This is a genomic window from Parafilimonas sp. (assembly GCF_051953455.1).
Lineage (GTDB): Bacteria > Bacteroidota > Bacteroidia > Chitinophagales > Chitinophagaceae > Parafilimonas.
The window spans coordinates 89,470-114,912 of the sequence record NZ_JBQCIT010000025.1 but is presented as its reverse complement, the minus strand read 5'-3'; the positions used below and the strand labels follow the sequence as shown (position 1 = coordinate 114,912).

Here is a 25,443-nt window from a genome sequence, read left to right as displayed (position 1 = left end):
GGTGTTCATTATCGGACACCTTTTTCGTTTTAGGCAATCCTAAATTATTAAAATACAATTCCTTATGCCCTTGGCATTTGCGTTGCAAACCTTGTAAGCAATTATTACTATGTGTTGTAGTGATAAAAAGTTCTATAATCAAACCGCGTATCTAATGTTTAAAACTTACCTCAAAACCGCATGGCGTAATGTAATGAAGAGCAAGATGTTTTCATTCATCAACATTATCGGTTTATCGGTAGGACTTACCTGCTGTATAATGATAACGTTGTATGTTTTAAACGAAACAAGTTATGATAAGTATCAGAAAAATGCTGATAACATTTACCAGGTTGGCAGCGAATTTATAGGTCTTGGAAATTTTAAGAAAATGCCGAATACGCCGGCTGCTTTGGGAGAAACCATGAAAAACGTTTTTCCTGAAATAGAACAAACCACAAGAATTGCCAAGCTGTTTTCTGAAGACAAAACCTTACTACAATTCAATGAAGGCAGCGGCAATGTGAAATCTTTTTATGAAACCAAAGGTTACCTGGCAGATTCAACTTTTTTCAGCATGTTCACTTATGATTTTGTTGAAGGGCAGCCGCAATCTGCATTAGATAATCCCAATACAGTTGTATTGTCGGAAGATGTTGCCAGGAAATTATTTGGCGGTCAGCCGGCTTTAAATAAAGTGGTGCATATAAGCAGCAGTACTAACGGCGATCATGATTTTATGGTAACCGGTGTGTTTAAACCCATTGATAAACCTTCCCATATTGATGGCAGGTTTTTTATGAGCATGATGGGTGGCGCAATGGAAGAAAGAATAAGAAACCAGGGGCCTAATCTTGCTACCAACAATTACTTTTTTACTTACCTGCAGTTAAAGCCTGGCGCTAATGTTGCCAACCTTGAAGCTAAATTTCCTGCATTTGTTGATAAGTATGCAGGCAGCGATTTAAAGGCCGTGGGCTTTTCAAAAAAACAATTCCTCGTTCCGCTAAAGCAAATTCATTTGAATGAAGATGTGAAGAATAATGTTACACCCGGTGGCAGCGTAACGTATTTATACATTCTTGGTTCCATTGCATTGTTTACTTTATTAATTGCCTGCATTAATTTCATGAACCTTGCCACAGCGCAATCTGCCAAACGTTCAGCGGAAGTGGGCATAAGAAAAGTATTAGGCGCACAAAAAAAATTACTGGTAACGCAATTTCTTGGCGAAGCTGTTTTAATGAGTATCGCTGCTTTACTGCTGGCACTTGCATTTACAAAATTGTTATTGCCTTTATTCAATGAAGTTGCAGGCAAACAGCTCTCTTTGTCATTTATAGATAATATTGGCCTTATTACAGCGTTTGCTGCATTAGCTGTAATTACCGGATTGATAGCGGGCAGTTATCCTGCATTTTATCTTTCTTCTTTTAACCCGGCAAAGGTTTTAAAAGGTAAATTTTCCAATTCACTTTCTGCTATTACGCTGCGTAAGGCGCTGGTGGTTTTTCAGTTTATCATTTCTGTTGTATTGATTGTAGCATCTGTTGTTATCAACAATCAAATGAAATTCCTGCGTTCCGCCGATCTTGGGTTTGAACAAAATCAGCAGGTAGTAATTCCATTGCGCAGTGGTCATGCCAAAGAAATGTATAGCGCGCTGAAGAATGAATTATTAAAGAAATCATACGTAAGCAATGTTGGTGCATCGTTATATTATCCCGGCATTTCAAATGTGGCAGATAACATTTTCTTTAAAGACGGCCAGAATATGCAGGAGGGAAAAGATGTAAAGATGAATTATATTGATACGCGTTTTCTGCAAACACTTGATATTAAACCGTTGGCCGGCAGGACGTTTTCAGATGATTATTATGCACAGGATACCACAAGCGGTGCTGTTGTGCTGAATGAAAGTTCTTTAAAGTCTTTAGGTTTTGCCAATGCGCAGCAAGCCGTTAATCAAAAGCTGCATTCCACTTTTAATGGCACTACTTATAATTTCAATATTGTGGGTGTAGTTAAAGATTTTCATTACGAAGATCTTCACCTGCCCATCGGGCCTTTTGGTTTTATGCTGAATACACCGCCGCAGTTTAACTATGCCATTGTGCATATCAAATCAAACGATATGGCGGCGGCATTAAAAGCTGTTCAAAACACCTGGCATGGGCTTAATGCATCAGAGCCTTTTGATTATAGTTTTCTCGACAAGGATTTCCAGGAAAATTATGATGCGGAAAATAAGCTCTCCGCTATTGTGGGTGATTTTACCATCATTGCTATTCTTATTTCATGCCTCGGATTATTTGGCCTGGCCACTTTTAGCGCAGAACAACGCATAAAAGAAATTGGGGTACGCAAAGTTTTGGGCGCAAGTGTATCCAGCATTGTAGCATTACTTTCTACCGATTTTTTAAAGCTCGTTGGCATCGCCGTTATTATAGCATCGCCGCTGGCCTGGCTCATCATGAAAAAATGGCTGCAAAGTTTTGCTTACCGCACGCATATAAGCTGGACGGTATTTTTAATAACCGCATTGGTTGCAATGCTGATAGCTTTATTAACTATCAGTGTGCAGGCAATAAGAGCGGCCGTTGCTAACCCGGTGAAAAGTTTGAGAACCGAATAATGGGTGAATGAATGTTTTAAGGGTTTGGTTTTTAGAAATATTCAATAATCAATGCTTAATATTCAACAATTGTCTTGCGGAGGTTTACAATGAAATATTATGTATTGGTTATTGAGTGTTAAACCAAAGGTTCTCAGCTTTCACATAAGAAATTGATATTGTATGTTTAAGAACTATCTTTTAACTGCGTGGCGAAATATAAAAAAGAACAAAGGCTTCTTTGCACTGAATTTTATTGGCCTTTATATAAGTGTGGTTGCATGCATATTGATTGGTTTGATCATGCTGCATGAAACAAGTTTTGATAAATCAGCAGCTAACGATACAAACATTTACCGCATTGTAAAAGCTGTGGAAAGGCCAACGGGTAAAACATATACTCCTATCACACCCTATCCGCTGGCAACGGCATTGCGGGCCGCCCTGCCGGATGAAAAACTTATTTCTCAGATACATTTTCAAAGTGATGTGCCTGTTTTTTTTGATAACAAAAAATTGCGGGAAACAAATATCGTTTTTGCGGATTCTGTTTTCCCCAAACTCTTTCCGTTAACGGTGCAGCAGGGTGATATAAGAAGGGCGCTTACAGAACCGGGCTTTGCCATTCTTACAGAAAAAGCAGCGCATAAATTTTTTGGTAATGAAAACCCTGTTGGCAAGCGTATAAAAATTTTAAATCTTGTTGACCTGCAGGTAGCTGCTGTAATTGCCAATGCGCCTTCTAATACACATCTTCCTTATAACATGATTGTTTCCTACAAATCATTGCGGCCCGAATTTATTGGCGGGTTTCCAATAGATCAGTGGGGTTTAAGCGCTTCGGGGTTTACTTATATAGCATTATCCAATAAAAATAAAATAAGCCAGGTACAGCGTGCTCTTATTAATATCGCCAGCGATCATCTTAACAAGGATAACGACGGCACCACTACTGCCTTCAGCCTTCAGCCATTGCCTGATATTCATTTCAATCAATTGTATGCCAACGGCAACCCTTCTTATACTATTAATTATAGCTATTTGTATTTAATCGGCGCTATTGGTTTGTTCCTCATTTTATCTGCCTGTATTAATTATACAAACCTTTCAACAGCACTTGCAATAAAAAAATCAAAAGAAGTGGGCGTGCGTAAAACCATGGGCGCAACAAGGCCGCATCTCATCAAACAGTTTTTATCAGAAACTTTTTTGCTTACCGCTTTTGTATTTATTGTTGCTGCCTTATCCATTAATTTATTTCTGCCGCCTCTAAATAAATTCCTTGATAAGAATATCCCGCTTCATTGGCTGCATATAAAAAGTGCTTTGCTTTTGGCGGGTTTATGGATTGCAGTTTCATTGCTTTCTGGCTTATATCCTGCATTTGTTTTATCAGGCTTTAATCCCATTGCTGCTTTAAAGAATAAAACCATAACGCCAAAAACTTCTGTTGTTACATTAAGAAGAAGTCTTGTTGTGTTCCAGTTTTTAACGGCCCAGGTTTTAATTATCGGCGCTTTGGTGGTGGCAAAGCAAATGAATTTTATACAATCGCAACCGCTGGGTTTTATAACGAATAATGTGGTGGATATAAGCCTTCCGGAAAATAAGCCGCAACAACTGCAATTGCTGAAAGATAAACTGGCTGCCATACCGGGCGTAAGCGACGTTAGCCTTTCGCTTGGCGCGCCAATAGCAGATAATAGTGCCTCTACCAGTTTTAATGTTAAAGAAAAGTATGCTTCTGAAAAGATTGATGTGGAAGTAAAAGCTTCAGATAAAAATTATTTAAAAACCTATAACCTGCAACTAATAGCAGGCCGCTGGATTGATGATAATGATGAACGAAATATTAATGCTTCAATTCCGGATTCCTTAAAGCGCTATGCTTTTGTGTTGAATGAAAAAGCTGTAAAGGCGCTTGGTTTTGCTTCTCCTGAAAAAGCGATAGGTAAGTATATAACCTTTGGCATGTATGATATAACAGCGCCTGTAATTGGCGTGGTAAAAGATTATAATACAACATCGCTGCACGATGCTGTGGCGCCGGTAATAATGGTTGACTTTCCTTTCTTTTATTATAACGCCGGTATAAAATTAAACAAAGGATATTCGGCTGCTACGTTAGCTGCTATTGAAAAAGCCTGGACATCTGTATATCCCGATCAATTATTTGAAACCAGTTTTTTAGATCAGCATATTGCTTCTTTATATAAAAATGAAAAACGCACACAGCAGTTATTTAATCTTTTCACATTTCTGTCTGTAATCATTAATATACTCGGCCTTGTGGGTTTGCTGTCTTTCATGATAGAACAAAAAACTAAAGAGATCGGCATTCGCAAAGTATTGGGCGCTTCTGTAAAAGATATATCACTCATATTATCTAAAGATTTTTTAAAACTTATTGTTATAGCGTTTTTTATTGCTGCGCCTGCAGCATGGTTGTTAATGAATAAATGGCTGCAGGATTTTGCTTACAGAACATCCATAAGCTGGTGGGTTTTTGCAGTAGCTGTTTTAACTGCGCTTGCGGTAACCTGCGTAGCGGTTGGTTTTCAAACAATCAAAGCGGCTTTGGCTAATCCTGTAAAGAGTTTAAGAACGGAATGATAAGATGAATAGTGGTAATGATATGAATAAGAAAAAGAAAGCAAATTAAAGCTCGTAGCTCACGGTTAAAAATCAACTTATAAAATCAACTACAATAATGAAAAAAATTATTTTAAGCTTACTGCTATGCTGCGCATCTCTCGTGTTTATACAGGCGCAGAATAATGAGATTTCTTACTCAAAACTGAACAATGTTTTTAATTTAAAAGTAAAGAACAGCGCTGAAAAATTAACGCTTACCATTAAGGGCGATGTGAGGCTGGGCGATGACGATAAAAGTATTACGGCAATATCTGATGAAGGCTCCATCTATTATCGCAAAAAAGATCAGTCGCTTGAAGTGGAAGATGATGGCAAAGGCAATCTTTTATATACCATAAATGGTAATAAGAAGTCAAACCTCAGTGCAGAAGATAAAGCGCTTGTTGAAGATTGCGTGCAATTGCTGATTGATTATGGTGTGGATGCAGATAACCGTGTGCAAAGGATAGTTGCGCAAAAAGGCATTCCGGGGGTATTGAATGAAGTGGAGCGTTTTAAAAGCGATTATGTAAAAGAGATGTATCTCTCTTACCTGCTGAAAAATACAAAGCTTTCGAAAGATGAAATGGTTACACTGTTGAATAAAGCCAATCAGTATCTCAGCAGCGATTATTACAAAGCCGAATTATTGAATGGTGTGATGGGTTCTTTTCTTGCCGATGAAGCTACATCCAATGCTTACCTGCAAACTGTAAACAGTATTTCTTCTGATTACTATCAAAGTGAAACCGTAAAAAAATTACTCAATACTTCGCTTAATGAAAAACAATACGAACAGGTAATGATAATAGTAAGCAATATGAAATCTGATTATTACCAGGCTGAAGTGGTAAAAAAGCTTTTAAGCAATAACGATATTTCTGATACAAGGTTTGCGGAATTAATGAAGATAGCCGGTGGTATGAAGAGTGATTATTACAAAGCAGAAATCATCAGCGCTTTGCTGAAAAATAAATTGCTTAATAAAGACCGGTATGCACAAACGATAGCGGCAGCACAAAACATAAAAAGTGATTATTATCAATACAACATACTCTCCGGGCTGATAGATGAAAACATTACAGATGAAGCGGCCTGGAGTACTCTGATACAATATGCAGGAAAGATAGGTTCTGATTATTACCAGGCTCAGATGCTGATGAAGATCGCTGATAAAATGCCCGACAGCGAAACCTTGAGAAAAGAACTTGGCGATGCGGCTAAAAATATAAAGTCTGATTACTATTATGGACAGGTAATGCGTTCGCTCGGCAGGAAAGCCGCATGAACCGAGATCAGGATAAGATTAAAGAATTTTCAGGATAACACAAAGCTTAACGCCTGCAGCTAAATACATCAAACACCAAATATGTTTAAAAACTATTTCAAAACCGCATGGCGCAATTTATGGAAGCGCAAAGCATATTCCATTATAAACATCATTGGCCTTGCCATTGGCATGGCCGCCTGCATTATTATAATGATGTTTGTTTTGTATGAAAAAAGCTTTGATAGTTTTCATACAAAAAATATTTACCGGTTAAATGAGGTGCAGAAGTTTGAAGGTATGGTGTCTTCACAAAAAGTGGCGCTGTCTATGTTCCCTATGGGGCCAACATTGAAAAATGAATTTCCCGAAATTCAAAATTATACAAGGGTTAGCTGGAGGAGAAAAATGCAGGTGCGCAACGGCAATAAGCGTGTTTACCTTGACCAGGGATTATTAGCCGATTCTACCTTTCTTCAAATGTTTGATTTCAAGTTGCTGAATGGTAACCGGCAAACAGTTTTGCAAAAACCAAATTCAGTAATTATAACAAAAGCCACAGCAGATAAATTATTCGGCAATGAAAATGTTATAGGCAAAACCATAACTTATTACGGAGGCGATACTACTAATTTACTCATAACCGGCGTTTTGGATAATATACCGCAGAATTCCCAAATACAGTTTGATGCTTTGATCTCATTCAGTACTGTTTACAGCAGGAACCCGCGGATGATGGATAACTGGGGCGGCAACTGGCTTGATACTTATCTTGAACTTGCACCTAATTCCAATGCTGCTGCATTGGAAAAAAAGTTTCCTGCCTATCTTAAAAAATATATGGCAGAAGATGATCGCTGGAAAAACTATGAATTGTTTTTATTGCCTTTAAAAGATGTGCATTCAAAGGCCGGCGACATCGGGCTTGATTATTTGAACTATCAAAAATTTGATAACAATTATACCAACACTTTTTTCATCATCGCATTAATTGTTTTACTCATTGCCTGCATCAATTTCATGAACCTTTCCACAGCCAGGTCAGCAGAGCGTGCAAGGGAAGTAGGCATTCGCAAATCTGTGGGCGCTTTTCGCTGGCAGTTAAGCTTGCAGTTCATTAGTGAATCGGTTATTCTATCATTAATCGCAATGGCGCTGGCAATCGGGCTTGTTGAACTTTGCCTTCCATTTGTTAATAATTTAAGCCAGCGCAATTTGCAATTGCCATTGTTCAACAATCCTCTTTTATTGCTTACCATTATTGGTGGCACAATTATGATAGGCATCATATCAGGGCTGTATCCTGCGGCTTATCTTTCTGCATTTCAGCCGGTGAAGGTTTTAAAAGGTTCTGTTCAAACCGGCAGAAATAAATCGTTCCTGCGCAATACTTTGGTGGTTGCACAGTTTGCCAGCGCTATTTTTTTAATGATATCAACGGTGTTTGCCGTGCGCCAGTTAAACTACATGCAGCAGCGTGATCCCGGTTTTAGTAAAGACCAGGTGGTAACAGTTCCATTAGATAATTTTAGTTATACAAAATATGATGTTTTAAAACAAGACCTGCTTTCAAATTCATTAATAACCGGTGTTACAGGCGCACAGGATGAACTGGGCAGCCACCTCGATCAGTCGGGCATACAATTTCAGGGCGACGGGCCTATGCGACAGTTAACAGGAACGCGGCTGATTGTTGATCCTGATTATTTAACGCTCTATAAAATTCCATTAACCGCCGGCAAAAATTTTTCAAAAGAACCTTCCGCAAATGGACGGGAATACATTATTAATGAAGCAATGGCCAAAGAGCTGCTGAAAGATAATAAAGGTAAAAACATGCAATGGCTGCTGGGGCGCAATTTTGGTTTTGATTCATCAGGTACTATTGTTGGCATTGCAAAAGACTTCAATTTTAATTCGCTGCATTATAAAATTGAAACCATGTTTTTGTTCAACCAGAAAGACTGGGGTTTCAGTAATATGTCAGTAAAAATAAATGGCAGCAAGGCAAAAGATGCTGTTGCATTTATTCAGTCTGTATGGCAAAAAAATTGTCCGGACAGCCCTTTTGAATATCATTTCCTTGATGAGCATTTTGAAGACGTATATCGGGCCGATGCGCAGGTAAGTACTATTGTTGGAATACTCGCAGGCATTGCTATTATCATTTCCTGTTTGGGTTTATTCGGGCTTGCTTCTTATGCCGCAGAACGCAGGATAAAAGAAGTGGGTATAAGGAAAGTCTTGGGGGCATCGGTTAATAATATTGTTGGCATGCTTTCAAAAGATTTTTTAAAATATGTATTAATAGCAGCATTAATTGCCTGGCCGCTGGCTTGGTTCAGTGTGTACAAATGGCTGCAGGATTATGCTTACCGTGTTGCCATAAGCTGGTGGATATTTTTACTGGCTGTTGTGGTGGCTATGCTGATAGCCTTTTTCACCATCAGCTTCCAGGCTTTAAAAGCTGCGGTGGCCAACCCGGTGAAGAGTTTGAGAACGGAATAAAATAGCTAACAGCTAATGGCTATTAGCTATTAGCTATTAGCTATTAGCCAAAACTAAAATTATGTTTAAAAACTATTTAAAAATTGCATGGCGCAACGTAGTAAAGAATAAAACATATTCCATTATTAATATTCTTGGATTGGCAACCGGCATGGCTGTGGCAATAATAATTGGGTTATGGATGTATGATGAAGTTTCAGCCAATAAAAATTTTGAAAACTACGATACCATTTACCAGGTGATGATGAACCAAACCTTTGATGGTAATCGCGGTTCACAACAAGCATTGCCTTATCCACTGGGAGAAGAACTTAAAAATAAGTTCCCCGATTTTAAAGCGGTGGCAATGTGCGATTGGGGTCAAAGACATTCGTTGGTTTATGGTGAAAAAAAGATAAGCAAGTTCGGGCATTTTATTGGTGAAGAAGCCGTTTCCATGTTTTCATTAAACATACTTGACGGAAGCAAAAACCCTTTGCATGATCCTTATTCAATTGTATTAACAAAAGAAACTGCCGGCATACTTTTTGGCAGCACCAATCCCATTGGTAAAACTATAAAACTCGATAATCAAACAGATTTAAAAGTAACAGCCGTTGTAGATAAAGAACCAAAAAACAGCTCGCTCAGTTTTGATTACTTAATTCCTTTTCAATTAGAGGAAATCCTTTATCCATGGATAAAACAATACCACAAAGCAAATTGGGGCAATAATTCATGGCAGGTTTTTGTTCAGCTGTTTAATAACACCAATCCGCAAAGTGCAAATGCAAAAATTAAAGATGTTGTGATTGCTCATTTTACAGATGAGAATACATTAAAGCATATAAAACCAGAAGTATTTCTTCACCCAATGCGCAAGTGGAGACTGTACAGCGATTTTGAAAATGGCATAAACACAGGCGGCTTTATAAAATATGTAAGAATGTTTGGCATTTTAGGGTTGATTGTTTTGCTGATTGCCTGCATCAATTTCATGAATTTAAGTACGGCGCGTTCCGAAAAAAGAGCTAAGGAAGTTGGTGTTCGAAAAGCCGTTGGTTCCGGCAGAAAACAACTCATCAATCAATTCTTAAATGAGTCGCTGTTAATGTCTGCATTTGCATTCATATTAGCACTTGGCATGGTAGCGCTGGTTTTACCTTATTTCAATAAGCTCACCGATAAAGAAATGAGTTTGCAAATGGCTAATCCGGTTTTTTGGTTAATCATGATTTTGTTTACCATTATCACAGGGTTGCTTGCGGGTAGTTATCCTGCTTTTTATCTTTCTTCTTTCAATCCCGTTCGTGTGCTGAAAGGCAATTTAAAAGCAGGCAGAAGCAGTTCATTGCCGCGTAAAATATTAGTGGTTATTCAATTTGCAAGTTCAGTGGTGTTGATGATAGGAACGATCATCGTTTACCAGCAAATACAATATGGAAAGAATAAACCTATTGGCTTTAATAATAAAGGATTGATTTCTGTTGACTGGTCTGATGATATTGCAAAACATTTTGATGCGCTTGAGCAGGAGCTTTTAAGTTCAGGCGCCGCTATTTCAATATGCCAAAGTAATTCACCTCCTTCAAATATCTATAGCAACAACAATGGCTGGGAATGGAGCGGCAGCCAGCCTGTTGAAAAATCAGTAGTGTTTTCAACAATCACCACTACTTATAATTACACAAAAACATTAGGTATAAAATTGCTGGCTGGAAGGGATTTTTCAAAAGGATTTGCAGATTCCAATTCAGTTATTTTAAATGAAGCAGCCGTGAAGCGTATGCGGTTAAAAAACCCTGTGGGCGAACAACTAAAATGGAACGACAGGCCAATGACCGTTATTGGAGTGATACCCGATATTCAGATGCAATCTCCATATCGGCCTATTTCACCACTCACAATTATTTTTGATAAAGCTTGGGTGGGCAATTTAGATATCCGGTTAAACCCGGGCATGCCTGTATCGAAAGCGCTTGCTTTAATGAAACCTGTTTTTACCAGGTATAATCCTGCCTATCCTTTTGAATATCGTTTCGCTGATGAAGAATATGCAAAGAAGTTCGATTACGAAGAACTGGTTGGTAACCTCGCAGCTATTATTGCAGCGCTTGCAATTTTTATTTCATGCCTTGGGCTTTTTGGTTTAGCATCATTTACAGCAGAACAAAGAGTAAAAGAAATCGGCGTAAGGAAAGTGCTGGGTGCAAGTGTATTTAATTTGTGGCGTTTGCTTTCAAAAGATTTTGTAATACTTGTTTTATTGTCTTGCGCCATTGCTATTCCTGTTGGCTGGTATTGTATGAATGAATGGCTGAAAAATTATGATGATAAATACAGAACGAATATAAATGTTGAAGTTTTTGTGTTGGTAATACTCGTTGCAATAGTTATCACGTTGCTTACTATAAGTTTCCAGGCAATAAAAGCAGCGATTGCCAACCCGGTGAAGAGCTTGCGAACGGAGTGATGAAAGCGGATGGTGAATAGTAAGGGGTGCGTAATCGGTAATGACAAATTATATAAGATGATACCAGAAGCTTGCAGCTCACAGCCTGAAGCTAAAATTATACATCAGAAATAAACATCTATGTTCAAAACAACATTCAGAAACCTCTGGAAAAATAAGGGTTATAGCTTCTTAAACATTTTTGGTCTGGCCATTGGTATTGCCTGCGCCGGTTTAATTTTTTTATGGGTAGAAGATGAACGCAATTTCGACCAGTTCAATACTAAAAAAGACCAGTTATATCTTATCCGCGAAAACCAAAAGTATGATGCTTATACAGCAACATTTGGTTCAACACCGGTGCCGTTGGCGCCAGCCATGCAATCGGCTATCCCGGGTATTGCCAATACATGCAGAATAGGTGGATGGGGGTCATCAAAACTTATTTCCATCGGCAACAAATCAATGTATGCAAGCGGCAGTTATGTTGATGCTTCTTTATTCAGCATGTTTACTTTTCCGTTTGTGGAAGGCAATGCGAAAACAGCTTTTTCCCAGTTGCATTCTATGGTTATTACGCAAGCAACAGCAAAGAAATTTTTTGGTACAGATAAGAATGTGCTTGGTAAAATAGTGCGTGTAGATAATAAACAGGATTATATAGTTACAGGCCTTATAAAAGATATTCCCAAAAATTCAACTGTAAATTTTGAATGGGCTTCACCATTCGATGTATGGTATAATGAAAACCAATCATGGGCACAGTATTGGGGCAACAACTGTTTATCCACCTTCATTGAATTAAAGCCCGGTGTAAATGCGGCTTCAGTAAATAAATTGTTGTATGATTTTATTCAGCAGCATGAACCCAAATCTATAGCAAGGCCATTTTTATGGTCGCTGCACGACTGGCATTTGCGCGATGAATTTGATAACGGTGTGCAAACCGGCGGCGGCCGCATTACATATGTGCATTTATTCACCACCATTGCATGGATTATTTTATTAATAGCCTGCATCAATTTTATGAACCTGGCCACGGCGCGCAGCGAGAAGCGGGCAAAAGAAGTGGGTGTACGAAAAGTGTTAGGCGCCGGCAGGCAAAACCTCGTCTTCCAGTTTATCAGCGAAGCGCTGTTCATGGCGGCTTTGTCTGCAATGTTTGCTTTAATTATTATGGCGCTGGTATTACCTGCGTTTAATTTACTGGTACAAAAAGAACTTTCATTAGGTTTAAATAATCCATTGCATATAGCGGCATTAGCGGCTATTACTTTTGTTTGCGGGCTGGTTGCGGGCAGTTATCCGTCATTATACTTATCCTCATTCAATCCTGTATTTGTTTTAAAAGGGTTGAAGCTTAAGGCAGGTAGCGCCAATTTTATAAGAAAGGGGCTGGTAGTGGTGCAGTTCTCCGTATCCATTATACTTATTATTAGCACCATTATTATTTACCAGCAAATACAGCATGTCAAAAGCAGGAACCTTGGTTTTAATAAAAATAACCTGCTGCAAATTGAAATGAACAGCGAGCTGGCTAAGAATTATGCTGTGGTGAAGCACGATCTTTTAAATACAAACATTATTGAAAGCCTTGCATTGTCTAATTATAATACATTATACAGCGGTAATAATACAGGCGGGCTTACATGGGAAGGTAAAACATCCAATAACCAGATACTGATATCTACGCGTTTTGTTTCGCCGGGTTATATGCATACAGCGGGCATAAAAATTTTGGGCGGCAGAGACCTTGTTGAAACCGACAGTGTTCAATCAAAAAAGATGAATATAATGATCACGCAGTCGCTGGAGAAATTAATGTGTAAAGGCAGCGCTGTTGGCAAAACATTGCATTGGGATGGTGATACAAGCGGCACTGTTTTAACAGTGGCGGGTGTTGTGAACGATTATATGTATGGCGATATGTATGGCAAGCCGGATCCTGTTATGTTTTTTTGCGTAAAGCCTGAAGACGCATCGCTGATATATGTGCGGCTGAAGCATGGCGCAAATGTTGAAGCTTCGCTTAAACAGATTGAAGCGGTAATAAAGAAAGACAACCCATCGTATCCCTTCGTTTATCATTTTGTGGACGAGCAGTTCAATCAAATGTTCCAGAATGAACAATTGATAAGCCGGCTTTCAAAAATATTTGCAGCGCTTGCTGTAATTATCTCGTGCCTGGGATTGTTTGGTTTGGCGGCCTATACAGCGGAACGCAGAACAAAAGAAATAGGCATACGAAAAGTGTTGGGTGCAAGCGTTTCGGGCATTACAGCGCTTATATCAAGAGAGTTTTTATTGCTGGTTGCTGTTTCATGTCTTGTTGCCTTCCCGGTTGCATGGTGGATGATGCAGGACTGGTTGCAAAATTATCAATACAGGATTGAGATAAGCTGGTGGGTCTTTTTAGCAGCAGGTATTTCAGCCATACTCATTGCTTTAATTACCATCAGCTTTCAATCCATTAAAGCGGCGGTAGCTAATCCCGTGAAGAGTTTGCGAACGGAATGAGGCCATCCTAAATCCTTCCCAAAGGGAAGGATTTTTTGAGCGGCTTATATTATATGAACAATATTAAATTATAAACAATCTAAAAAGGTTCTTCCTTCGGGGAGGGCTTTGGGGAGAGGTTTTCTATGTTCAAAAATTATTTTAAAACCGCCTGGCGAAACCTGGTGAAGAATAAATTTTATTCTATCATCAATATTACAGGGTTAAGTATTGGTTTAACCGTTGGTTTACTCATTTTATTATGGGTGCAGGATGAGTATAGTTACGACCGTTTTCACAAGAATGCACCCAATATTATCAAGCTGGAAAACATGGTGGCTACCGGCCCGGCAAGACAGCTATGGACAGTTACAACTGCGCCTATAGGTGAAATGGCAAAGAAAGAAATTCCCGGTGTAAAAGATGTGGTGCGTGTTACGGAAAACTATTATTATGGTTTATATAAATACGGGGATAAAGTATTCAGTGATGAAAGGACCGTGGTTACTGATCCTTCATTTTTTTCAATGTTTGATTTTAATATCATTAAAGGAAATACAACCAATCCTTTCCCCGACAGCCGTTCAGTTGTACTAACTGAAACAACAGCCAAAAAGTTTTTTGGAAATGATGACGCCATAGGAAAAGTTATAACTACTCAAAATAAAGATGCTTTTAAAGTTACCGGCATCATAAAAGACTTTCCTAAAAATTCAACCATACAAGGTGATATGATTTTTCCCATGAGCCTTGTTGCTGAAAAGAATTATACCGGTAATACGGATGGAAAGAATATCAATAACGATTTCAGCAATTTTGATTATAACACTTATCTCCTGCTGCAGCCGGGTTTTTCATTTGAAGGGTTTGCCAAAAAACTGCGCAACATGCATTTAAGTATTAAGCCGGATGATACGGACATTGGTTATGTATGGCTGCCGCTGAGCAAGGTGCATTTATACCGCGCTGATGATGGCGACGGTGGCATTGGCCTGGTACGCATGTTTACCATCATTGCTATTTTAATATTGGTAATTGCCTGTATTAATTACGTAAATCTTTCTACGGCCCGTTCCATGCTGCGTGCAAAAGAAGTGAGTTTAAGAAAAATAGTTGGCGCAGCAAGAACACAGTTGTTCCTGCAATTCATAACAGAAACAGCATTGCTTTTTGTTGTGGCTATTATCGTTTCCCTTGTGCTCGTTTACAGTTTAATACCGGTTTTCAATACGGTGGCATCCAAAGAGATTGTTTTAAATTTTGCTGATTACCATATATGGATAGTGATGCTTTGCACTATTGCAGGCACGCTTATTATTTCAAGCATTTATCCTGCATTATTATTGTCTTCTTTTGAGCCGGCAAAAGCGTTAAAAGGAAAGATAGGCGCAAACTTCAGCAATGCTGCATTCAGAAAAGTGCTGGTGGTTGTGCAGTTCACTTTTTCCATTATACTTATAACGGGAACTATTGTAATTGGCAAACAACTGCAATACATCAATTCAAAGCAATTAGGTTACGATAAAGAGAACGTTTTATCAATACGAATGATAGACATGGCAGGGCATCTTGAAGCAGTTAAATCCGACCTCTTACGGCAGCCGGCGATAAAAGATGTAACGTTTACAAATGCAAACATTATTGATTTTGGTAATCAAACCGGCGATAATGAGTGGGATGGAAAACAAACCGGTGAAACGGTTATGCTAAGCCCGATGAACATCAGTAAAAACTTTATCCCATTCTTTAAAATGCAATTAGCTGAAGGCAGCAATTTTACAGGCGCTGTGGCAGATTCCATGCATTTTATATTGAACGAAACAGCGGTAAAAACCATGCGCATTAAAGATCCTGTTGGCAAACGCCTTCGTTTATGGAAAACAGAAGGAACGATCATAGGCGTTGTAAAAGATTTTCATTTTACCTCTATGCGCACACGAATAAAGCCCGCTGTTTTTTATGCGCAGCCGCTTAACTATGGAAATATTTATATTAAAACAACAGGTAAAGACGCACCGGCGGCTATAGCTGCAGCGCAAAAAGAATGGAAGAAATACAACGCAAACTATCCGTTTAAGTATAATTTTCTCGATGAGAATTTTAACCGCTTATATGCTGCAGAACAGCGCACTGGTTTACTCTTCAACATATTTGCCGGCATAGCCATTTTTATTTCATGCCTTGGTTTATTTGGGCTCGCAGCTTATACAGCACAGGTTCGCACAAAAGAGATAGGTGTAAGAAAAGTATTAGGCGCAAGTGTAGGCAGCGTTATGCAATTGCTGGCAAAAGATTTTATCAAACTTGTAATTGTTGCTATTGTTATTGCCACGCCCGTTGCCTGGTATGCTATGAACAGGTGGTTGCAGGATTTTGCCTATAAAATAAATATAGGCTGGAGCATATTTGCTATTGCAGGGTTACTGGCTGTAATAATTGCTTTAATCACCATTAGCTTTCAGTCTGTCAAGGCGGCGCTGGCCAACCCGGTGAAGAGTTTGAGAACGGAGTAAGCAGCCCATCCAAACCTTCCCAAAGGGAAGGGTTATAAGTACTATGATAAAATGAAATAATGTAAATCATTAACGTTATAAAAAGTTCTCTCTTTCGGAGAGGATTTAGGAGAGGCTTTGTATGTTTAGAAATTATTTTAAAACCGCATGGAGAAATATAACCAGAACGATTGGTTATAGTATATTAAACGTTACTGGTCTCGCAATAGGAATGGCTGTTGCATTGTTGATTGGTCTTTGGGTGTATGATCAATATTCGTTTGATAAATTTTTGCCCGAATATCAATCCGTTTATCGGGTGCAAAGAAACTTTAACAGCAATGGTGATACACTTACATTTCAAACTACATCATTAAAATTGGCTGATGCATTGCAAACACAAATCCCGGAGATAGAGTATGTAGCTGAAAGTGACTGGACAGGCAATCACGGACTAAATGTAGGTGATAAAAAATTATATGTGAATGGCGCCATTGCAGGTGCAGACATCTTTAAAATTTTTCAATATTCATTCATTGAAGGCAATGCAAATACAGTGTTTAAACAACCGTATTCAATTGTACTTACTCAGTCGCTGGCAAAATCACTTTTTGGAAATGAAGATGCAATAAACAAATTAGTGCGTTTTGATAATGCGCATGATTTAAAAGTAACAGGTGTTATAAAAGATGTGCCGTCGAATGCAAGTTTCAGTTTTAAATATATTGTTCCAAGCTCGTATAGTTATGCTGTAAATCCGCAAATAAAAACAGGCGGGTTAAGCAGTTTCGGCAATAACAATTTACAAATTTTCGTAAAGCTAAAACCAGGTGTTAATTACGCACAGGTTGCACCAAAAATCAGGAATATAGAACATACAGAAGAAGGCAACTTTAATGCAATGAGTTCTTATGTTACACTGCAACCCATGGAGCGGTGGCATTTGTATTCAAATTATATAAATGGAAAAGACACAGAAGGTTTTCTTACTTATGTTAGAATGTTTTCCGTTATCGGTTTACTCGTGTTAATTATTGCCTGTATCAATTTTATTAATCTAACAACAGCACGTTCAGAAAAAAGAGCAAAAGAAGTGGGTGTGCGAAAAGCAATCGGTTCACAAAGAAAAGATTTAATCATTCAATTTTTAATCGAAGCGTTTCTGCTTACGACAATTGCTTTTATTTTTTCAATATTAATTGCACAATTAGCATTACCTGCGTTTAACACCTTAACAAAAACTCATATTCTTATTCCATTTGGAAATATTTATTTCTGGCTCATAATGCTCGCTTGTCTTTTTATAACGGCATTACTTGCAGGCAGCAAACCTGCATTTTATCTTTCTTCATTTAATGCTGTAAAAGTTTTAAAAGGAACAATGCAGGCAGGTAAATCATCTTTATCCAGAAAGGTTTTAGTCGTGGTACAATTCAGTTGTTCCATTGCTTTAATTATTAGTACGGTTATTATTTATCAGCAAATACAATATGCTAAAAACAGACCGACAGGTTACAGCTTAAACAGGCTGCTACAAACAAGTATTAATGGTGACCTGGAAAAAAATTATACAGCATTAAAAAATGAATTGATTGGAAAAGGAATTGTTTCATCTGTTACAACATCTACAAGCCCTGCAACTGATATTTGGTGGCATACTGATATTGATTATTGGAGCGGTAAACAAGCTGGCGAAACGGTGGAGATGGGAGTAATGATTGTATCGGATGATTATTTTAAAACCGTTGGTATGCAATTAAGCGAAGGAAGAAATTTTACTAACGGTTACGATAGTACAAGTGTAATATTTAATGAAGCGGCCATTAAAAGATTGCGTTTAAAAAATCCTGTGGGGCAAAAAATAAAAGAGAATGAAAAAGACTTTACAATAGTTGGTGTTGTAAAAGATGCATTAATGATATCGCCGTTTAAAGCGGCTGATCCAACCATGTTTTATATACAGCCAAATCCACAAAGTAATTTGTTATACAGGTTATCGCCCAACATAAAAACGCAGGATGCAATAACGCAACTCACCGCAATTTTTAATAAGTATGATCCTGCATATCCTTATGATTATTCTTTTTCAGATGAACAATATGCAGCAAAATTTAATCTTGAACAGTTGATTGGTAAACTTGCCGGTTTGTTTGCAGTGCTTGCCATTCTTATCTCATGTTTAGGGCTGTTTGGGCTTGCTGCTTATGTAGCAGAGCAGCGTACAAAGGAAATTGGTATTCGCAAAGTATTGGGTGCATCTGTACAGCAAGTATGGTTATTGTTATCAAAAGATTTTATTGTATTGGTATTGATAAGTTGCCTGATTGCTGCACCAATATCCTATTATTTTTTACATAACTGGTTAATGAATTATGATTATCGCATCAGCATTGGTGCGGGTGTTTTTATATTGAGTGGATTGATAGCATTACTGATAACAATTATAACCATTAGCTTTCAATCTGTCAAAGCAGCGCTGGCCAATCCGGTGAAAAGTTTGAGAACGGAATAAGCAGCCCATCCAAACCTTCCCAAAGGGAAGGCTTGGTAAGCCGCTGATTATATAAGCAACATTCAATTAATCAGGCTTTTAAAAGTTGTTTTTTTTAGAGATAAGCAGCTCGCAGCTAAATAAACTATTTTTTATGTTTAAAAATTTCTTCAAAACCGCTTTCCGGGTATTTGCCCGCAACAAAGCTTTTACAGCTATCAATGTTTTGGGTTTATCTATTGGCGTAAGCGCTGCGCTCATTATCTTTTTAATTGTTCAGTTTGAATTGGGTTATGATAAAGCTGAAACTGATGCAGGCCGTATTTACCGTGTGGTAATGGACATGAAATTTAATGGTAATGATGGCCATTCTGCTGCCGTGCCCGCACCTTTAAGCGCCGCCATACAGAATGAAGCAACAGGCATTGAAACCGCCGTTCCTGTAATGCAGTTCCAGGGCGATGCAACAGCGAAAGTAAGTATAGAAAAAACCGGTTCGGTGCAACCTGTTGTTTTTAAAAAACAGCCCGATATTGTTTTTACCGGCCCGCAATACTTTTCCCTGCTGCCTTTTCAGTGGGTTGCAGGTTCACCCGAATCTTCATTAAAAGATCCTTTTCATGTGGTGCTTGCAGAAAGCAGGGCAAGGCAATATTTTCCTTCCATTAATATCAATGATATTATTGGTAAGCAAATAAAATATAACGATGATTTTACGGCTACAGTAAGTGGTATTGTAAAAGATTTGAATGCACGCACTTCTATTAATGCCGTTGAGTTTATCTCTTTTGCCACGATAGCGCAAACACATATGCAGGACGATTTTATGATGAATGTATGGAACGACTGGATGGCATATTCAACCGTGTATGTAAAACTTGCTGCAGGCACAAATATTCTCAATTCAGAAAAGCAGCTCAACAATATTTTTAATAAGTACAATAAGAATGCGCATAAAGATGAACTTAATTACCAGCGTTTTCATTTGCAACCGTTAAGCGATATTCATTTCAATGCTTTATATGCAGGCTTTAACCAGCGGCTGGCACATAAACCCACTTTATATTCACTGCTGGCTGTAGCTGCGTTTCTCTTAATACTTGCCTGCATCAACTTTATTAATCTTACCACCGCCAATGCTGCAAGCCGGGCTAAAGAAATCGGCATCCGCAAAACAATGGGCAGCTCTAAAAGGCAGCTCATCTTTCAGTTTTTGGGTGAAACATTTTTGCTTACTATAACAGCCGGTATTATTTCTTTTTGTTTAGCCCCTGTGCTGTTGAAGCTGTTTGCAGATTTCATACCGCCGGGATTAAAATTTCAACCGTTGCAGCAGCCTTATATTTTTTTGTTTTTGTTGTTGCTTGCTGTTGTTGTAAGTTTTTTGTCAGGCTTATACCCGGCATTTATTTTATCAGGTTACAAACCGGTCAAGGTTTTAAAGAATCAATCTTTTTCATTCAGCAATGAAACAAGGCATGCGTGGATAAGAAAAGTATTAACGGTATCACAGTTTGTAATTGCACAGTTCTTTGTTATCGCCACTGTAATGGTAAGCCGGCAAATCAATTATTCATTGAATGCCGATATGGGTTTCAGAAAAGATGCAGTTATAAGTTTTAATGTTCCCCGTACTGATTCAGCGGCTGATCATCGCGCTGTATTGCTGAACGACATAAAACACATGGCCGGTGTACAAATGGCGAGCATGGGATTTCTTACACCTGCAGATGAGGGCGCTGCTTTTACCAATATAAGCTATGCCGGTGCAGCCAATGATAATAAGGAAAGCGTGCAGTTGCGCTGGGGCGATACCAATTACCTGAAGTTGTTCAATATAAAAATATTAGCCGGCAGAAATGTACAGCAAAGCGATACTATTAAAGAGTTTTTAATAAACGAAACTTATGCAAAATCGCTTGGCTTTAACAGGCCTGGAGATGCCCTGGGCAAACTGCTTGATTTTAATGGAAGAAGGTTGCCCATTGTTGGCGTAATGCATGATTTTAATGAGCAGTCTTTTCATGCAGAAGTTGGCCCGCTGGTATTTGCCAGCCTTGATTCGAGGAGTTATTTCTTTCATATTTTATTGCAGCCGCAAGCTGCGGGCACATCATGGCCAAACACTATTGCACAAATTCAAAAATCATATCACCGCTTATACCCGGAAGAAGATTTCAGTTATAAATTTTTAGATGACACTATTGCGAAATTTTATGAAACGGAACAGCGTACTGCAAGCTTACTGGGATGGGCAACAGGTTTATCAGTGGTCATCAGTTGCCTGGGTTTATTAGGCCTTGTAATGTACACCATCAATACACGCACAAAAGAGATCGGCATACGAAAAATATTGGGTGCAACGATTGCCAATATCATTTCTATTTTGTCAAAGGATTTTGTGCAACTGGTATTGATTGCTTTTGTAATAGCTGCGCCTGTTGCCTGGTGGGCAACACATAAATGGCTTGAAGATTTTGCCTACAGAACAACCATGAGCTGGTGGATATTTGCTTTGTGTGGTTTTGGCATGCTGATGATTGCACTTATAACCTTAAGCGTGCAAACCATAAAAGCAGCCATAGCTAACCCGGTTAAGAGCTTGAGAACGGAATGATGAGGTGAATGGTGAATAGTCAATAGTGAATGATGAGAAAACGAAAATGAATTAACTAACGTAAAGCCAAAAGCGCGCAGCTATATTTCACGTAATTTGCCTGCAAAATAAATATTCAACCATTTATGTGTTTACCTGTTGCTGAAATATAAAAGCGCAGTAAGTTGAAAGATAAATCGCAACCGGCAAGATGGTATGAAAATTTTTTTAGACAGATGTATTGCAATTTTAGCAGCATGGCTTTTATTGAATCATGTACATGCACAGCAGTTCTGCAGAACACCTGACAGAAAGAATTTTACATCAGCAAAACCGGTAAGTAATGCGCCTGCTGTTAAATGGAAATTTAAAACCAGTGGCCACGTATTTGCTTCGCCTGTTCTTTCCGGCAATATGCTTATTACAGGTTCGTGCGACAGCAATATTTATGCATTAAATAAAACCAATGGCGCTGTTATATGGACATTTAAAACGGGCGGTGAAATACGCTCATCCGTTGCCATAGATAATAACATGGTTTTCTTTATAAGCACGGATGGCATTTTTTATGCGCTTGACGCAGCAACCGGCAGGCAGCAATGGCAATTTAAAACAGCAGGAGAGAAGTTTTATGATGCCTGGGATTATTACCAGTCATCGCCTGCCGTTAATAATAATCGCGTTTATTTCGGTTGCGGCGATGGTTACCTGTATGCATTGAACCAGCGGTCTGGCAAACTTTTGTGGAAATATAAAACAGGTGGCATTGTTCATGCATCGCCAACTGTTACGGATGATGAAATTCTCGCAGGCAGCTTTGATGGTTTCTTTTATTGCCTTAATGAAGATGGAACGCTGCGCTGGAAGTTCAATACCATAGGTGAGCATAATTTTCCTTTGGGCGAAGTACAATTTAATGCAACGGTTAACGATAGCACGGTGTTTTTTTGTTCAAGGGATTACAATGTATATGCATTGAAAATAAAAGATGGCAGCGGCCACTGGGTTTACCATCAGCCCGGAAGCTGGACGAGTGTGCCAAGCCTTTCAGAAAAACGGTTAATTGTTACTATGTCTGACTCGCACAACATACTTGGTTTTGGAAAAACTTACGGGTTTAAATTGTACGATACGCCGGTACCTTTAAATGTTTTCAGCAGTGCATCATTAAACGACAGCACTGCTTATTTTGGTTGCATTGATGGAATGATTTATCAGCTCGATATTATTTCAGGCAAAGTCTCAAAGCTCTTTCAGACCGATCTCAGCAAACAACATTACCATGATTTTATGGATAATTCAGATAAAATAAGGGCGGACATTATTGAAAAATATAAAGATGATGCAACGCCGCTTTATACGGAGTTTTTGAAAATGGGCAGCATCTTTTCAACCATCTGGATAGATGAAGGCACGCTTTACTTTGGCAGTGCAGACGGGTACATTTATGCGTTGGGATAATTAAACTTTTTTTATACAGGCACATGTAAAAATGAAAATTGATAACAATTAAACAAAGCTCATTATGCTAAAAAACCTTGTGCTTGTTGCATTGCGCAACTTAAAAAGAGATAAATGGTACAGCCTTTTGAATATTCTCGGGCTTGCTATTGGTATTTCATTCAGCCTGTTATTAATATTCTATATTATTGACGAATTAAGTTATGACCGGTATAATGAAAAAGCTGACCGCATTTATCGCGTAAATGCCTATGTAAAAGAGGCCGATAAAGACACCATGCGATGGGCCATAACGCCTTTTCCAATGGCGGAAGCTTTAAGCAAAGACTATCCTGAAGTGGAAGAGGCCGTTCGTTTTTTTGGTGCAGGCGGCGGCGGTGATATCATGTATAAAAATGGCGACCAGCGTTTATATGAGAACAAAGTGTTTTTTGCTGATAGCAATGTTTTTAAAGTTTTTACACATAAATTTATGGAGGGCAGCCCGCAAACAGCATTGGTAGCGCCAAACTCCATGGTGCTTACACAATCTGTTGCCGAAAAGTTTTTTGGAAAAAATAAAAGTTATGTTGGAAAAACGCTGGAGAACGTGAACGGTGATGTATATAAAATAACTGCGGTTATAAAAGACGTTCCAAAAAACTCACACCTTCTTTTCAATATATTAATTTCAAGAAGTTCGCTGCCTGCCGACTTTGCCAATAACTGGGGCGGCTTTGGTTTCTATACATATGTTTTGCTTAAACCAAATACCAGTGCAGCCGCCTTTGAAAAAAAATTATTACCTGTTTATGATAAATACCTTGCCTCCATATTTGCGCAGTTCAATATAAAAATGAGGTTTGGTATTATACCCGTTACAGCCATCCACCTGCATGCAGATACAGATAATGAACCGGAAGAGCTGGGCAGCATGTCATACATCTACATCTTTGCAGCAGTAGCATTTTTTATGTTGCTAATTGCCTGCATTAACTATATGAACCTTACCACAGCGCGTTCTGCAAGGAGGGCAAAAGAAATAGGGATAAGAAAAGTAGCGGGCTCTACGCAAAAACAATTAGTGGCACAGTTTCTTGTTGAATCTGTTGTAACCGCCTGCTTTGCTTTGCTATTGAGCATCGGCATTATTGCATTGTTATTGCCGGCTTTCAACACCATTTCCGGCAAGTTTATTTCATTCACTGCATTATTGCAGCCAAAAACATTATTGATAATATTAGGCGTTGCCGCGTTTACAGGTTTGGCAGGTGGAAGCTATCCCGCATTCTATCTTTCAAAATTCAACCCGGTAAACATTCTCAAAGGCAGCCTTTCAAAGGCATCAGGCAATGTAACGCTGCGACGTGTGCTGGTAGTGGTGCAATTTTCAATTGCCATGATAATGCTTATATGTACCTGGGTAGTATATGGCCAGTTAAAATATTTGCGCAATAAAGACCTTGGCTTTAATAAAGAACAGGTAATGAACCTTAGAATTAATGGCCCCAACATGCACAGCAAAATAACTGCGTTTACTAACGAGATGCGTAATATGCCGCAGGTATCAGGAGTAAGCACGGCGCAGGCGGTGCCGGGCCAGAATATTAACCTGCAACTGTTTTCCGTGCAATCAAAAAACGGTTTTGTTGAACAGGGTGTAAACAATTATGCCATTGATGAAAATTATATTAACACGCTTGGAATGAAAATGGCGAAGGGCCGCAATTTTACGGGCCTTTCCGATACGTTGCGCAGCATTATTGTAAACGAAAAAATGGTGCAGCAATTTGGCTGGGGAGATAACGCTATTGGCAAGCGTGTTAAGTTTGCAGGCGATACCTCAGGCAATTATCTTGAAGTGATAGGTGTGGTGAAAGATTTTAACCAGCAATCATTGTATAATCCCATTGCACCGCTTATGCTTTTTTATCAGCCGGTAAGCAACAGCGTACAGCTAAAGCTGAATGCACAGAATATAACACCTGTTGTTAAATTAATTGAAAGCGCATGGAAAAAAACATTTCCTGATATCGTTTTTCAATATACTTTTCTCGACCAGGATTTTGATTCGCAATATGCCGCCGATCAAAAGCGTGGTAAGATATTTACAGCATTTTCAATTCTTACCATTGCCATTACCTGTCTTGGTTTATTGGGATTGATTGCATTCACCACACAACAACGCCAGAAAGAATTAAGCATACGAAAAATTATGGGTGCAGGCGTGGGGCAGATCGTGCCGCTTGTTACGAGAAATTTTATTGCATTGGTTGGTATCTCCTGCCTTATTGCGTTTCCAATCGCCTACCTGTTTATGGATAAATGGCTGAAAATATTTCCTTACAATACAGGCTTATCGGCAACACCGTTTTTATTATCCGCATTAACGGTATTGATCATCACAATGCTCACTGTAAGTTTTCATGCGGTTAAAGCCGCAACGGCTAACCCGGTAAAAGCGTTAAGAAGTGAATGAGAGCATTTAAAAGCTC

At 38.7% G+C, this 25,443-nt stretch carries 11 protein-coding genes; all 11 read left to right on the top strand.

Annotated elements, in window-relative coordinates:
- Positions 1 to 154: 154 nt before the first annotated feature.
- Positions 155 to 2,614 (top strand): ABC transporter permease, encoded by a 2,460-nt coding sequence (locus ACTHN6_RS09825; protein ID WP_440435581.1) that lies wholly within the window; start codon positions 155 to 157, stop codon positions 2,612 to 2,614.
- Between the two features lie 162 nt (positions 2,615 to 2,776).
- Positions 2,777 to 5,206, top strand: a complete 2,430-nt coding sequence (locus tag ACTHN6_RS09820; protein WP_440435580.1) for an ABC transporter permease — start codon at positions 2,777 to 2,779, stop codon at positions 5,204 to 5,206.
- A gap of 97 nt (positions 5,207 to 5,303) precedes the next feature.
- Positions 5,304 to 6,515, top strand: a complete 1,212-nt coding sequence (locus ACTHN6_RS09815) for a hypothetical protein (RefSeq protein WP_440435579.1) — start codon at positions 5,304 to 5,306, stop codon at positions 6,513 to 6,515.
- An 81-nt stretch (positions 6,516 to 6,596) separates the two neighbouring features.
- On the top strand, positions 6,597 to 9,002 hold the full coding sequence (locus tag ACTHN6_RS09810; protein ID WP_440435578.1) for an ABC transporter permease: 2,406 nt from the start codon (positions 6,597 to 6,599) through the stop codon (positions 9,000 to 9,002).
- 61 nt (positions 9,003 to 9,063) lie between these two features.
- Entirely contained in the window at positions 9,064 to 11,454 is a 2,391-nt protein-coding gene (locus ACTHN6_RS09805; protein WP_440435577.1) for an ABC transporter permease, read from the top strand.
- 120 nt (positions 11,455 to 11,574) lie between these two features.
- The gene (locus ACTHN6_RS09800; RefSeq protein WP_440435576.1) at positions 11,575 to 13,950 is read left to right on the top strand and encodes an ABC transporter permease; all 2,376 of its coding nucleotides are present in this window, start codon (positions 11,575 to 11,577) and stop codon (positions 13,948 to 13,950) included.
- Between the two features lie 125 nt (positions 13,951 to 14,075).
- Positions 14,076 to 16,442, top strand: a complete 2,367-nt coding sequence (locus ACTHN6_RS09795; RefSeq protein WP_440435575.1) for an ABC transporter permease — start codon at positions 14,076 to 14,078, stop codon at positions 16,440 to 16,442.
- 121 nt (positions 16,443 to 16,563) lie between these two features.
- On the top strand, positions 16,564 to 18,933 hold the full coding sequence (locus ACTHN6_RS09790; RefSeq protein WP_440435574.1) for an ABC transporter permease: 2,370 nt from the start codon (positions 16,564 to 16,566) through the stop codon (positions 18,931 to 18,933).
- Between the two features lie 133 nt (positions 18,934 to 19,066).
- On the top strand, positions 19,067 to 21,529 hold the full coding sequence (locus ACTHN6_RS09785) for an ABC transporter permease (RefSeq protein ID WP_440435573.1): 2,463 nt from the start codon (positions 19,067 to 19,069) through the stop codon (positions 21,527 to 21,529).
- A gap of 195 nt (positions 21,530 to 21,724) precedes the next feature.
- Positions 21,725 to 22,969 (top strand): beta-alanine-activating enzyme beta-propeller domain-containing protein, encoded by a 1,245-nt coding sequence (locus tag ACTHN6_RS09780; protein ID WP_440435572.1) that lies wholly within the window; start codon positions 21,725 to 21,727, stop codon positions 22,967 to 22,969.
- Between the two features lie 64 nt (positions 22,970 to 23,033).
- Positions 23,034 to 25,427, top strand: a complete 2,394-nt coding sequence (locus ACTHN6_RS09775; RefSeq protein WP_440435571.1) for an ABC transporter permease — start codon at positions 23,034 to 23,036, stop codon at positions 25,425 to 25,427.
- The last annotated feature ends 16 nt before the right edge of the window (positions 25,428 to 25,443 follow it).

Bases quoted from the DNA above. Each gene is read 5' to 3' on its own strand.
- ACTHN6_RS09825 (WP_440435581.1), top strand. From the start codon at position 155: ATGTTTAAAACTTACCTCAAAACCGCATGGCGTAATGTAATGAAGAGC.
- ACTHN6_RS09820 (WP_440435580.1), top strand. From the start codon at position 2,777: ATGTTTAAGAACTATCTTTTAACTGCGTGGCGAAATATAAAAAAGAAC.
- ACTHN6_RS09815 (WP_440435579.1), top strand. From the start codon at position 5,304: ATGAAAAAAATTATTTTAAGCTTACTGCTATGCTGCGCATCTCTCGTG.
- ACTHN6_RS09810 (WP_440435578.1), top strand. From the start codon at position 6,597: ATGTTTAAAAACTATTTCAAAACCGCATGGCGCAATTTATGGAAGCGC.
- ACTHN6_RS09805 (WP_440435577.1), top strand. From the start codon at position 9,064: ATGTTTAAAAACTATTTAAAAATTGCATGGCGCAACGTAGTAAAGAAT.
- ACTHN6_RS09800 (WP_440435576.1), top strand. From the start codon at position 11,575: ATGTTCAAAACAACATTCAGAAACCTCTGGAAAAATAAGGGTTATAGC.
- ACTHN6_RS09795 (WP_440435575.1), top strand. From the start codon at position 14,076: ATGTTCAAAAATTATTTTAAAACCGCCTGGCGAAACCTGGTGAAGAAT.
- ACTHN6_RS09790 (WP_440435574.1), top strand. From the start codon at position 16,564: ATGTTTAGAAATTATTTTAAAACCGCATGGAGAAATATAACCAGAACG.
- ACTHN6_RS09785 (WP_440435573.1), top strand. From the start codon at position 19,067: ATGTTTAAAAATTTCTTCAAAACCGCTTTCCGGGTATTTGCCCGCAAC.
- ACTHN6_RS09780 (WP_440435572.1), top strand. From the start codon at position 21,725: ATGAAAATTTTTTTAGACAGATGTATTGCAATTTTAGCAGCATGGCTT.
- ACTHN6_RS09775 (WP_440435571.1), top strand. From the start codon at position 23,034: ATGCTAAAAAACCTTGTGCTTGTTGCATTGCGCAACTTAAAAAGAGAT.